The 11345-nt window shown below is 63.9% G+C and carries 15 protein-coding genes; 1 reads left to right on the top strand and 14 read right to left on the bottom strand.

From position 1 onward, the window contains the following. Nucleotides 1-63: 63 nt before the first annotated feature. Nucleotides 64-573 carry a hypothetical protein gene (locus A9K66_RS24480; protein ID WP_067328706.1) on the bottom strand — a complete coding sequence of 170 codons (510 nt, stop codon included), beginning with the start codon at nucleotides 571-573 and terminating at the stop codon, nucleotides 64-66. 8 nt (nucleotides 574-581) lie between these two features. Then, nucleotides 582-1013, bottom strand: coding sequence for a hypothetical protein (locus A9K66_RS24475; RefSeq protein WP_067328704.1), 432 nt, complete (start codon nucleotides 1011-1013; stop codon nucleotides 582-584). A gap of 107 nt (nucleotides 1014-1120) precedes the next feature. On the opposite strand from A9K66_RS24475, the gene A9K66_RS24470 reads away from it, so the two are divergent. Then, nucleotides 1121-1309: a DUF1059 domain-containing protein gene (locus A9K66_RS24470; RefSeq protein ID WP_067329104.1), complete on the top strand. Its 189-nt coding sequence runs from the start codon at nucleotides 1121-1123 to the stop codon at nucleotides 1307-1309. Between the two features lie 64 nt (nucleotides 1310-1373). Here A9K66_RS24470 and A9K66_RS24465 read toward each other — a convergent pair whose 3' ends face one another. The 12 genes from A9K66_RS24465 to A9K66_RS24410 all read right to left on the bottom strand — a co-directional run bounded on the left by A9K66_RS24465 (nucleotide 1374) and on the right by A9K66_RS24410 (nucleotide 11298). Beyond that, the gene (locus A9K66_RS24465; protein WP_067328703.1) at nucleotides 1374-3332 is read right to left on the bottom strand and encodes a DUF3383 family protein; all 1959 of its coding nucleotides are present in this window, start codon (nucleotides 3330-3332) and stop codon (nucleotides 1374-1376) included. Between the two features lie 25 nt (nucleotides 3333-3357). Further along, entirely contained in the window at nucleotides 3358-4089 is a 732-nt protein-coding gene (locus tag A9K66_RS24460; protein ID WP_067328701.1) for a hypothetical protein, read from the bottom strand. Then, nucleotides 4089-4361, bottom strand: coding sequence for a hypothetical protein (locus tag A9K66_RS24455; protein WP_067328699.1), 273 nt, complete (start codon nucleotides 4359-4361; stop codon nucleotides 4089-4091). Before A9K66_RS24455 ends, A9K66_RS24460 begins: the two co-directional genes overlap by 1 nt. 1 nt (nucleotide 4362) lies before the next feature. After that, the gene (locus A9K66_RS24450; protein WP_067328697.1) at nucleotides 4363-4755 is read right to left on the bottom strand and encodes a hypothetical protein; all 393 of its coding nucleotides are present in this window, start codon (nucleotides 4753-4755) and stop codon (nucleotides 4363-4365) included. Nucleotides 4756-4761: 6 nt separating this feature from the next. Next, on the bottom strand, nucleotides 4762-5343 hold the full coding sequence (locus A9K66_RS24445; RefSeq protein ID WP_067328695.1) for a hypothetical protein: 582 nt from the start codon (nucleotides 5341-5343) through the stop codon (nucleotides 4762-4764). A gap of 17 nt (nucleotides 5344-5360) precedes the next feature. Continuing rightward, entirely contained in the window at nucleotides 5361-5804 is a 444-nt protein-coding gene (locus A9K66_RS24440; protein ID WP_067328693.1) for a hypothetical protein, read from the bottom strand. Between the two features lie 4 nt (nucleotides 5805-5808). Next, a complete protein-coding gene (locus A9K66_RS30855; protein WP_067328691.1) occupies nucleotides 5809-6138 on the bottom strand; it encodes a hypothetical protein in 330 nt (109 codons plus the stop codon). A 12-nt stretch (nucleotides 6139-6150) separates the two neighbouring features. Next, nucleotides 6151-6576, bottom strand: coding sequence for a DUF4054 domain-containing protein (locus tag A9K66_RS24430; RefSeq protein WP_067328689.1), 426 nt, complete (start codon nucleotides 6574-6576; stop codon nucleotides 6151-6153). 33 nt (nucleotides 6577-6609) lie between these two features. Further along, entirely contained in the window at nucleotides 6610-7041 is a 432-nt protein-coding gene (locus A9K66_RS24425) for a hypothetical protein (protein WP_067328687.1), read from the bottom strand. 370 nt (nucleotides 7042-7411) lie between these two features. Continuing rightward, on the bottom strand, nucleotides 7412-9133 hold the full coding sequence (locus tag A9K66_RS24420; protein ID WP_067328685.1) for a SulP family inorganic anion transporter: 1722 nt from the start codon (nucleotides 9131-9133) through the stop codon (nucleotides 7412-7414). Nucleotides 9134-9265: 132 nt separating this feature from the next. Beyond that, nucleotides 9266-9535, bottom strand: coding sequence for a helix-turn-helix transcriptional regulator (locus tag A9K66_RS24415; protein WP_067328683.1), 270 nt, complete (start codon nucleotides 9533-9535; stop codon nucleotides 9266-9268). 668 nt (nucleotides 9536-10203) lie between these two features. Beyond that, complete coding sequence (locus A9K66_RS24410) at nucleotides 10204-11298, bottom strand: hypothetical protein (RefSeq protein WP_197507516.1); 1095 nt, start codon at nucleotides 11296-11298, stop codon at nucleotides 10204-10206. Nucleotides 11299-11345 lie beyond the last annotated feature (47 nt).

Below are 11345 nucleotides of genomic sequence, written 5' to 3'. Positions count from 1 at the left end.
TGTGGGCGTCGACCATCGCCACTTCGAGAAGGTCGTGGACGTCCTCGATCGACAGCCACTCGTCTAGCTCGCGGAGCGAGGTTTTGCCCTTTGAGAGAACCTGACCGATGGCTCGGGAGACATTGCCGTATTCGAGGAGGTGGACGCCGGCGACTGTGTCGAGATCGATTTCGACTGGTCGCCTTTGGTAAAAAAACCGACGTGAAGGTTGATGACCTCCTGCCGGAGCTGGATCAGCGTCGCGATCTCCTCGACGTCACCCTCGATCAGCGGGCGCTGGATGGCCGGGTTGCGGGGATCGGGCTTGATGGTGACGCATTCCATCATCTCGTCGAGCAGCGGCTCGGCATCCTCGAACGCGATCTTGGTGATCGCTCGTATGCCCACGATGGCGATGCCCTGCATGCCCATGCCGGCGAAGTCGTCGGGGAGCTCGACGCCGGAGCGCGCCACGGCGAGCAGCGCGCGCATCGCCCATTTCTCCGCGCGCGTCGCTGGCATCTCGCGGATGTGAAAGGTCTTGCCCTGGTCACGGCCGTCATCGGCGATCGTGACGTCGATCTCTTTACGCATGGATTACCTCAGTTCGGGACGCTTTGGACGCTCTGCCAGCGGATCGCGAAACGGCGCGGCTGCAGGATCTTGGCCGCCGCCGGCATCGGTGGCAGGCTCACCAGGAAGCCCTTGGTGGAGATGTAGGAGCGCCCGAGCGACGGCAGCGTCGTCGAGCCGTTGGCCGTGTAGACGTCCTTGGCCTGGACCTGCGTCGCGGCCCAGGTTTCGAAGAAGGCGATCGATGGGGAATCGGCCTGCAACACGAACGTCTGGTTGATCGGGTTGTAGACGAAGCCGCCCGACAGGATGCCGTCGACGCCCATGGCGGTCTCCACCTGGTCGACACTGTCCATGTCGTAGATGTTGTCGGTGGCGAAGCCCTGCAGTTGAACCGGCGTCGGAAAGAGGTTCGGCACGGCAAGGGTAATGACCGCGTTCGCGGCGGTGAGGGTCGACATGGTCTGGCTCCTTGAAGGGTCGTGTCTGGTGGTGGATTCTACGGTGCCGGTTGACAAAGCCCGCGCTCGGTCGCTCCATATTAGGTGTTCCTAAAATGGAGGCAGCGATGGCCTACACATATCGGTGCAAGGACTATCCGGGAATGGAAGCCTGTCCGGGGAGCTTTACGGCAGAAACCGCAGAAGAGGTCATGAAGCACGTCGAGCTTCATGCCAAGTCCGCGCATGGGGAAGACCCTAGCCAGTGGTCCAAAGACGATCGGCAACAGTTACAAGCGATGATGATCGCCAGCTAGACCCGCTTCGCAGCTTAGGCACAACGGCGTCCTTCTTCTCGCAAAGGTCCTCGAACCGGGCCGCTTACTGGACGAGGGTCGAGGTCAGCTCAATCTGCTGCACGGACTCGCCGTCCATGTACCAGAAGTTGATCGGCGGGCTCTGGCGGGCCTGGCGCACCTGCGGGGTGGCGTCCTTGACCTGGAGATACCAGCCTTGCAGCTGGAGGGTGTCGCTGGCCTTGACGCCGGCGGCCGAGTTGATCTGCGCGATCTGGAGCGCCGACAGCGTCACGCCGGCGCGGATGGCACCGAAATTCAGGGCCTGGTTGATCGGGTCGAGGCAGGCCGCCTTGATCAGCTCATAGCCAGCCGCGTTGTACGGCACCGAGTTGATGTTCTGGAGCAGCTCCATGAGGGAGAGCTGGAGCTGGTTGTTCAGCCAAATCTGGTTGATGTAGCTGTCCAGCCATTCGAACTCGCCCGACACCGTGCCGTTCTGGAACTCCAGGAACTGCTGCGCGGCCGTCGCATAGGCGCCGTAGAAGTTATAGCCGTTGGCGATGAGATTGCTCGCCACCGTCGCGGTGGTGACGCCTGCCACCAGGCCATCCTGCCCCCGGAATGCGAAGGTGATGCGGCCGTTGGTCTGCTGGAAGTCGATCGAGGCCGCCGCGCCGCAGATGAAGGCGGCGATCTGCGCCGGCGTCGTGATGCCGCCGGCGGGATGGTAGATGGCGCAGGTGCCGTCGAGATTGGCGCTCGAGATGATGTTGCCGAAGCTCGACGTCGCATCTTTGCCTTCGGTCGGCGTGATGTCCGTGTCCCATGCGATATAGGCAAAACGCTTGTTGGTGTTGTTGACCCATTCGGCGAAGGCCAGCTTCTGCACGTTGCCCGAGCCGCCATCGGGGTCGAAGATCGTCATGAACGTCGCCCAATTCTGGGTGAGCTGGGTGATCGCAGCCATGAAGGCGGCTGGCGTCGTTCCATCGGCGCCCTGAGAGAGCGTCGCGCCGGTCGCCTGCGTCAGGAAGAGGCCAGCCGCGACCGAGCCGGTGGCGAAGGCGGCGGACGACGCCGCACCGACAACGGCCGAGGTGATGACGAAGCCGCCGGAGACGGAGTCATAGGTGACGTCCAGCGGCGTGGCCGACGCCGTGATAGCGCCGCTCGCCACCGTCTGGGTCTTGTCGACGAAGTATGTGCCGGTAAGGCCCTCGCCGCTGCCAAGCTGCACGATGCACGTGCCAGCCGTCACCCCTGCACCGGCAAGCGTCTGGCCGACCGCCAAGGTGCCGCTTGCGAGCGCAGTGACCGTGAGGGTGCCATACGTTGCCGAGACGGCGGTGCTGGCGACAACCTGCCCGATCGACACGGCATATTCGCCGATGCCGCCGGGCGTTCCCGACAGCTGGTCGGTGATCTGCGTGCCGGCCGACACGCCAGCGCCGGAGAGCGCCGCCCCTGCGACCAGAACGCCCGACGTCACGCCGGTCACATACATGACATTGCCGGCGATGGAAGCGGTCACGGCTGCCGTTGCAGGGGCGATGGCGCCCGTCACGGTGGCCGCTTGCGGAGGAGCGGAGTTCAGGTCGGTCTGGATCAGCGCCGCGGCGGCCGAGAAGCTGTTTGCGCTCGACAGATCGATCGCGTTCGCGGTTCGCACATATCCGTCGACGTTGACGCTGAGCGTGCCGCTCAAAGCCTGGAGCTGCGCCAGCGAGAGCTGGTCGGCCTGGCCGCCTTGCAGATAGGCCGCGACCGACGCGGACGCATACTGCGCGAACAGGATCGTAGCCGGCTTCTGGGTCGAGTTGTTGAAGCCGTTGAAATAGACCGCCGCGATCTCGGCCTCTTCCGAGGACGGGCCGAAGAAGTTCGACACCGACACACCGTCGTTCGGAAACGAGAGCACCTGCCCAATCGGGACGCGGGTGTTTTGGGTCAGCACGAGGCCGTTCATCACGAGCGCGTTGCCGCCCGCGTTGAGAACGTTCGGAATGACGTTCACAAGCTGCGAGGCCGGGATGGTGGTCATGGACCAGGTCCTTTCTGTTTGAGGGTCAGGCCGGGAAAGTCGTTTCGACGTTGGCGACGTCCATCACGACTTGGTCGGCGAATTGCTGTGGCAGGCCAATTGCCTGATTGGCCTGCAGGTGCACGTCGACGACGTAGCGGGTCTCGTATTGCTGCTCGCCGTTGAAGAACGGGACCTGCTTTGGATCGTCAGCATAGAGCGGCGCGCCATCCATGCCGGCATCCGCGAAATACCGGGTCGCCCGCTCATCGCGGATCAGGGTGGCGATCGTCTGCGCCATGTCGGACGCGCTGCCATCCGACGCGCTGTGCACGTCAAGCTGGATGACGACGTCGGTCGGCTGCACGATGGTCTCGGCACCGCTCGATAGGATCTGCGCTGGCACGGTCTGTGCCGGCGCGATGGTATAGGTTCCGACGCCGCCCGGCGTACCGCCGGTCTGCTCGCTGATCACCGTGCCTGCTGTCACCGGCGTTCCGAAGACGGTCGCCCCCACCAGGAGCGCGCCGAACGAGACTTGAGTGACCGTCATCACCGCATCGGCGATGGAGGCCTCAAAGGCGCAGTCCTGATAGGTGTCGACGTTGGTCGAGAGCCGACCGCGGCGGCTCACCGTCATCGTGACGAAGTCGCCGGCCGGCTCCGGGACGCGGTTGTCTTGCGCCGAGATCACCTCGACGCCCGCGGGCAGGTATTGCAACAAAAAGCCGCGCAGGACCGTCTGGATGCCTGACTGGCTGGGGACCGGGACGCTCATCAGACGCTGGTGCCGATCCCGCGCACCGTGGCCTCGCCGGCGCCGACCGGCTGGCACCACACCTGGTCGCCGGCCGCGAGCGGGAACGAAACGAAGCCCTGGGAAAGCAGGACGCAATTCGAGGCATCCGCCCCCGGTTGGCTGTCAGAAATCGCTGCCATCACGCCGCCTATGCTGGTCACCTGCAACAGCGCCGATGAATAGTTGGCGCCGTCGGCGACCTTAGTCCACTGGCCGGCAGGGCATGCCACCATGTAGGTTCCGTTCGCCATATCAGGCTCCATCCGTTTGTAGGGTCAGGGCGCACTTGCACCAGTCGGGCCAGGACTCGAGCACGTGCGCCACGAGCCAGCTGTTGCCTTCCGGGAAAGTGCCGGCGGGGAAGACGAAGAGATCGCCGCCGGCTTGCAGCTCGCGCACCACGCCGAGGGCAGAACCGTTCAGGTAGACGGCGCGGCGCACGCCCTGAATGTTGAGGCCGTCGAGCAGCTGCAGATCGTCGTAGCTCAGCGCCTGCGCCTGCAGAGAGACGCCAGGCATGTCGACAAAGCTCGGCGTGCGCGTGCCGTCGGCCGCCGTGGTGTAGCCGCTCGACCGTCTCAGCGTGGCGGTCACGAACGGGTTCACCGTCCCGATCGCCGCCGAAACGATCCCGTGCAGGTTCATGGTCGATCAGCCGACGCGGTAGACCGTGAAGGTGCCGGCGCCCGTGTTGCGGAAGCGCAGGATGCCGCTCGACGGGATCGTGGGGCTGCTGTGCGCCGGGAAGTCCATCGACCCGACCAGCGTCATGCCGGCGTTGGTGGTGATGCTCGCATCCTCGGCATCGACGATGGAGGTGTTGATCACCGAGACATCGAAGGCGTCGTTGACCTGGAAGTCGGGCGGCAGCGCAGCCTGGAGCGCGGCACCCGTCGGGAGCTGCTGCACGGAGGCCGCGCCGCCGCCCTGGTCGATGGTGATGATGCGGGTGAGCAGATCAGCGGGAGTGAGCGTGCCGGAGACGGTGTGCGCCGCCGGATCGCCCTGCGTGCTGCCGACCTGCGCCGTGGCGGTCCAGATGGCAGCGCCAGGGGTCGCATCGACGCACATAAAGGCGGTGTCGCTCGCGGTGTTCACCCAGACAGAGCCGACCTGATACCCCTCGCTGGAATCGTCGATGGCGGCCGGATCGGTCACGGCCGAGAAATTGTTCTTGAATGCCAGGTCGGCTGGAATGTCGCCGACGTTGCTCGAAAAAAGGACGGCCCTCATCGTAGTGGTCTCCGGGTTCAGGATTTCTTGACGGCATAGTCGACCGACGCCAGCATGTGGCCGGTGTCGACGAGCTGCTTGTCGTTGCTCTTGCGGGCGATGGTGGCGGGCTGCAGCGGCGGGCCGTCATAGGCGGTGATCGCCGCCTGCAACTGGCCCTTAATGGCCTCGCCCATCTGGCCCAGCGTCTTTTCAGCGTCGTAGCCGTTCGCGACCAGGAGGTTGCCGACGGCGTCGGGCCACTCAGGGCTCTTGTCTTCGATCATGCCCCGGAAGTACGGGCGGGGCGGCGTGTCGCGGCTGCCGAACTCGTTCAGCGCCGCGACCAGCGGGACGGAGGTGCCGTCGGGATAGGTCGCGCCCTCCAGGAAGCCGACGTCGACCGAGACGGCCTTCTGCAGGCTCTTGGCTATCTCGGCCAGCCTCGCGGCGAGCTTGTCGCCGCCGGAGAGCTCGACCATTGCCTTACGCCTTCGCCTTGGCCTTCGGATCGGCGGCGCCGGTTGCTCCCGTGGCACCGGTCGCGCCGGCATCGGTCGCCGCGCCCGTGGCACCGGTTGCGCCCGTGGTGTCGGCCGCGCCGGTAGCGCCGGTTGCGCCCGCATCGGCCGCGCCGGTCGCGCCGGTCGTGCCATTTGTGCCATCGGTGACGACCGGAGCGGCGGGCGTCTCAGACGGCAGCTCGAGGGGTGGCGGGGAAGCGAGGCGCAGGCTGCGCTCAAGGGTCTGAATGCGATCCTCGGCGTGCTTGCGGAAGGCGCGGAACTCGCGCTGCAATTGCTGGAGGAGGTCCATGGGCGGTGTCCTTTACTGGTTGAGCCACGGGGTGACGGCGCGGCGCGGGCCGGGGATGTAGCGCATGGTCCGGTAGGCGGCGGTGGCCTGCCAGTAAGCCGCGCCGAATTGGGTTTGCATGAACCAGGCGTTGTTGGGCGTCACGGGGAAGTCGGCCTGCACCGACACGCTGCCCTCGGCAGCATTGGAGACGCGCCCAACGATCCCGGCCGGCGCCTGACCATTTGCGCCGTACATGAGCTGGCAGATGTGCGCGACCATCAGGTTGAGCAGCGTGGTTTGCGTCGCGGCATTGGTGACGGGGCCGCCGCCATCATTGCGGCAGTAGAGCGTCGCGACCGGGAGCGCGCCCTGCAGAACCTGCGGCTGGCTGAGCGATGCGAACTGCGGATAGATCGCCACGAAGGCGGCATGGTCGAAAGTAACGATGACGCCCATGGCGACCTCCCGAGTTCGCCTGTTTCAGTTAGATCAGGCCTCTTCCTTCTTGTAGGCCTGGATGCCACGCGGCAGGTTGTGGGGATCGATCGGCTCGAGGCCCGATTTCTGCGCCTCATGCTCCGTGATGAAGCCCTCGACCATATCGGTCTCGGTATGGGCCCAGACGAGGTTGTTCCTGACCGCGTCGAGGTCCTTGTTCTGCTCGAGCCACTTCTTGAAGAAATCGGCATCGACGCCATAGGTCAGGGCGTAGTTGCTGTCCTGCGCCATCGGGGCGGGCTCCTTGCGGCGGTCGAAGCGGCGCAGATAACCTTTCAGGACAACTGGATCGCCGATCACCTGGGCTCGCTTCACCTTACGAAAGCTGCCGCCGGCGGTCGGTTCATTCTGGTCGACCATCTCATGAAGGCGAAGGACGAGGCCATGCGGAAGCTTGCAGGCGACAGTGACAGTCGTGGACATTGATTTACTCCGGTTGGTGGAAAGGCGGTGGCCGTCGCCGATGGCGTCGGTGGAGCGGATGCTGGGAATCGAACCCAGCTCACAGCCGTGGGGCGGCCGTTTCTCTCAGAGCATCCGCGAAGATGATGGTGCCCCTCGCCCAATCCAATCGCCGATTGCCGGAGAGTTCGTCTCGGTGATGATCGGGCGCTGTTTGCGCCTCGGGCATAGAAGAGTTGGGACGGCTCGACCGCTCGCTACCCACCTCAGTCCGGTTTAGTCAGAGTCCCGACCTCATGCGCCAAAGCCTTCCGTCGCCTGATGCCTGATCGCCGCGCGCGCCAATCCGAAGCTAGCCGAGCCGATCGAAGCACCGGTGTGAGCAGGGCGCCTACGCAGTCTCCGCTTTTTCGTCCAGCTGCGCCCGCGCGTCACGGATCGAGGCGGCATAGGTCACCAGCGGCCGCTTGACGCCATGGCTTATCAGTGTGCGCCTCACCTGCGACGAGGCGCCCGCGATGATGAAGCGTCCTCCGGCCCGCCCTGCCTTGTGCACGGTGCTTTCAATCACGTTTGCCGCGGTCGAATCGAGAAAAGGCACTGCCGAGCAGTCGAGTATGAAGTTCTTGCTCTGGTCCGCGATGCGGTCGAGCACCGTGGCGACCGTTGCCGCCGCGCCGAAGAAGAAAGCACCGGATATGCGATAGATGACGGTGTCGGGATCCGTGGCTGAGCCAAGATCGTAGGCGAGGCGGCGGCCGTTCTCATCATCGGCGCGGTCGTCCGTCACCGGCGGGACATGCGCTTCTACCTCGACCGAACGTGCCATCCTACCGATGAACAGCAAGGCGCCCAGCGCAAAACCGATCACGATGCCGGTGGTGAGGTCGCGGAAGATGACAAGTCCGAAGGTTACCAGCAGCACCAGGGCATCGCCCCAGGACGATCGGATCAGCGCCAGGAAGGCGGGCTTCTCCACCATGTTCCAGGCCACGGTGGCCAGCACCCCGGCGAGCGCCGCCAGCGGGATGTAGCTGGCAAGCGGGGCAGCCACCACCATGAACAGCAGCAGGAAGGCGGAATGGAATATCCCCGACAACGGTCCATGCGCGCCGGCGCGGATGTTGGTCGCCGTGCGCGCGATCAGTCCGGTCACGCAGATCCCGCCGAAGAGCGCCGAGCCGATATTGGCGATGCCCTGCGCCACCAGTTCGCAATTGGAGCGGTGCCGTCGGCCGGTCATGCCGTCCGCGACCACGGCCGACAGCAGCGATTCGATTGCTCCGAGCAGGGCAAAGGAAATTGCGTCGGGTACTGCAGAGACGAGCTTATGCGCGTCGAAGGCCGGCAGAGTCGGGTCGGGCAAGATCCGCGGAATGCCGCCGAACTGGGTGCCGATCGTTTCGACGGGAAGACCGAGAAGCGTCGTGGCGAGCGAGGCCGCCGCCACCGCGACCAGGAGGCCCGGCCATGAAGGCCGCCAGTGCTTCATGCCCACGATGATCCCTATCGTCAGCGTGGCGACGGCAATGGCCGCTGGATTTACCGTTCCGGCCGCCTTGCCAAGCGCGATAAGCCTGGGCAACAGGTCGCCGGGCTCCTTCCCCGGCAGAGTCAAGCCGAACAGGTCATGCAACTGGCTGGACAGGATGATTACGGCAATGCCTGCGGTGAAACCAACGGTCACCGGATAGGGAATGAATTTCACATAGGCGCCGAGCCTCAGATAACCGGCCGCGAGCAGGAAGACGCCGGCCATGAGCATTGCCAGGATCAGTCCGTCAACGCCGTGATGATCGACAGCGGAGGCCACGACCACGATGAAGGCGCCGGCCGGCCCGCCGATCTGGAACCTGCTGCCGCCAAGCGCGCCGACGATGAAACCGCCGATGATCGCCGTAAACAGTCCGCGCTCGGGCTCCACATGCGAGGCGATCGCGATCGCCATCGACAGCGGCAGCGCCACGATGGCGACTGTCAGGCCGGCGATCACATCCGCCCTCAGCTGCTTGAGGTGGTAGCCCTCGCGCAGCACCGTCACCAGCTTTGGTGTGAACAGCTCGGCGAATGTCGGCCGTGCTTGATGGTGAATTGCAGGCCGAGCCGGATCCATGACCATATTCCGCTCCAAAGGGCGGCGGGATCGTCGGCTGCATGTCGGCGGTCGCCGTCGCGATAACTGTTGCGACCCCGCATTGCGCTGCCCGAAACCGGCAAGGGTTTCCGGGGCGGATGCGGTTGCGGCTCAGCCTTGCGGGTTCTGCGCCACGATGGCCTTGAGGCGTACGCCCCTGCCGCCGCGCTCGCTAGTCTGGTTCTCGCCGATCAATTCCACCCCAACCTCGTCAAGGGCCTGGATGACCTTCATCAACGTGTCGACAACGCCTCGCACGACACCCTCGCTCGCCTCCATGCGCTGTATCGTCGGAAGCGAAACTCCGGCGCGCTCGGCAAGAGTTCGCTGGTCGATACCGGCCAACGCCCTCGCGGCGCGCATCTGCGCAGCAGTGATCATCGGCCAGAACCTTTGTCTGAGTCTGCGGTATCAATGGATAAGACAAATATCATGATGTTTCAAGCATCATTCATTTCGGATGAGACACTGGCCACTCGCTATCCGTAAACGGCCTTGCGCCGCTGCAGCGTCGAGCCCAAGCCAGCACAGCATGGCGCAGGCAAAGCCCCCGCGCAAAGGACAAGCTGCGGAGCCGGCAGCGGTCTTAATCCCAGGGAATCATCGGACCAGATGATATGGCCATGATGGAACGCGTCTTGAAAAAGGTTCTCGCGGCTAACGCACATGCTGCTGAGAGGGAATGGTTAGCTTCAATTCGGCTCGGCGCTTTCAGGCTGGAACCACCGGACGAGGCAGGATTGATCGCCCACGGTGCGGAGATCAAGCGCCGATAGGTGCTATGCCGACGGAAACACCAGTCGAGATGGCAGAGACCTTGAAGGCGAGCAAATCATTGCCCGCCAACAAGAACTGGTGAGCAGACTTGCGGCACAAGGGCGTACGTTGTTGCAGTATGACTCTGTAGTGTTCCTGCAATCCTTGAAGCCGTGCAGCGGGAGCGAGTCGCCTATCTGGAACGCCTTCGGCGCAAGCCTACTTCGTCCCAGCCCCAAACGAGTGCATGAATGCGGCTCGTATTGGGGCGCGCAATACTATCTCTACGCCATCTAAACGCCCACCATCTGCGAAATGCCCATCGGCTGGCGAATGATCGCGCCCCAGGTGCCGCTGGACATTTTCTTTTTCCACGAGGAGAGCGCGCGCACGATTGGATGAGCGCGAAGCTTTTCGTTAAACGCACAATAGCCGGTCTGCTGACCATCGATGCCGTCGGCAATGAACTGAACCACGTTCCCGGCTGTGATACCCGTCGGATTGATCGCTGTCTCCGCCCGATATTGCACCGCTGAAACGACGCGAAGGTTCGGGAAGTTTTTCTTGAGCAGATCCTCGACATTGACGTTGAACGAGTTGGTCGCGGTCATGGCAAGCTGCGATTCCGGTGACATGGCCAGTGTCATCTTGGTGTTCTGGTCGACCAGGCCGGCTGTCTGGGTAACGAGCTGCAGCCACAGTGACTGGAGGTCGGAATAGATCTCATTCGCGGTGGCGACTATCTGGCCATTGTTGATCCATTTCACGCCGCCGTAAGCCTTCGGCGCCGGGGTGATCGGAGCCGCCAGGTTCGGGTCGTTGAGAAGGCCATAGTTCTGCAAGCCCTGCACGCCCTTGAAGTAGGTCGTGTTGAGGAATCGTGCGAGCACGGTGACGCCGGCGCCATCCACCTCGCCAACCCAATTGACGCGGCCGAGGCCGGCGCGCTCGATTTCCAGCTCGCCATACTCGGAAATCGTCTGGAACAGATAGGACTGGCGCTGCGGCCAATTCATGTTGGCGCCGGCTCGGCCGTTGTCGTTGTAGTCGCCATAGCTTGACACTTCGCCCGTCTGCTCAACGACGGGAAACATCGCCGTCTGGTCGATCCAGGTGCCCTTTCGAATTTCGCCGAAGATTTCGGCAGCTTTGGTTGGGGCGAAAAGGATGCGGTAGACCTCAGGATCCACAAGCGTGGTGAGGAACGCCGGGATGCCGGCGTTCGGTGCTGTCGCTAGCTGAGGCTGTGCATCCATCGCGAGATGATTGGTGCGGAACGCCTCGACGATGTAGGCGCGTGCATCGGGAAGGTAGATACCGGCCTGCTCGAACATCGAGCGATGCTGAGCCCACGCCGCAGCGGCCTGATCGAAGTCGTGAAATTTCATGGTGGTTATCCTCACAGATCGCCGACTTGCGGCGCATGGTTTCGAGA

Source organism: Mesorhizobium sp. AA23 (genome assembly GCF_001672435.1).
Taxonomy (GTDB): Bacteria; Pseudomonadota; Alphaproteobacteria; order Rhizobiales; family Rhizobiaceae; genus Mesorhizobium.
The sequence above is the reverse complement of the archived record's forward strand: the minus strand, read 5'-3'. Positions and strand labels throughout refer to the sequence as shown.

Coding starts and splice junctions, on each gene's coding strand:
- A9K66_RS24470 (WP_067329104.1), top strand. CDS start 1,121: ATGGCCTACACATATCGGTGCAAGGACTATCCGGGAATGGAAGCCTGT.
- A9K66_RS24465 (WP_067328703.1), bottom strand. CDS start 3,332: ATGACCACCATCCCGGCCTCGCAGCTTGTGAACGTCATTCCGAACGTT.
- A9K66_RS24460 (WP_067328701.1), bottom strand. CDS start 4,089: ATGAGCGTCCCGGTCCCCAGCCAGTCAGGCATCCAGACGGTCCTGCGC.
- A9K66_RS24450 (WP_067328697.1), bottom strand. CDS start 4,755: ATGAACCTGCACGGGATCGTTTCGGCGGCGATCGGGACGGTGAACCCG.
- A9K66_RS24425 (WP_067328687.1), bottom strand. CDS start 7,041: ATGTCCACGACTGTCACTGTCGCCTGCAAGCTTCCGCATGGCCTCGTC.
- A9K66_RS24480 (WP_067328706.1), bottom strand. CDS start 573: ATGCGTAAAGAGATCGACGTCACGATCGCCGATGACGGCCGTGACCAG.
- A9K66_RS24410 (WP_197507516.1), bottom strand. CDS start 11,298: ATGAAATTTCACGACTTCGATCAGGCCGCTGCGGCGTGGGCTCAGCAT.
- A9K66_RS24430 (WP_067328689.1), bottom strand. CDS start 6,576: ATGGGCGTCATCGTTACTTTCGACCATGCCGCCTTCGTGGCGATCTAT.
- A9K66_RS24440 (WP_067328693.1), bottom strand. CDS start 5,804: ATGGTCGAGCTCTCCGGCGGCGACAAGCTCGCCGCGAGGCTGGCCGAG.
- A9K66_RS24475 (WP_067328704.1), bottom strand. CDS start 1,013: ATGTCGACCCTCACCGCCGCGAACGCGGTCATTACCCTTGCCGTGCCG.
- A9K66_RS24415 (WP_067328683.1), bottom strand. CDS start 9,535: ATGATCACTGCTGCGCAGATGCGCGCCGCGAGGGCGTTGGCCGGTATC.
- A9K66_RS24445 (WP_067328695.1), bottom strand. CDS start 5,343: ATGAGGGCCGTCCTTTTTTCGAGCAACGTCGGCGACATTCCAGCCGAC.
- A9K66_RS24420 (WP_067328685.1), bottom strand. CDS start 9,133: ATGGATCCGGCTCGGCCTGCAATTCACCATCAAGCACGGCCGACATTC.
- A9K66_RS30855 (WP_067328691.1), bottom strand. CDS start 6,138: ATGGACCTCCTCCAGCAATTGCAGCGCGAGTTCCGCGCCTTCCGCAAG.
- A9K66_RS24455 (WP_067328699.1), bottom strand. CDS start 4,361: ATGGCGAACGGAACCTACATGGTGGCATGCCCTGCCGGCCAGTGGACT.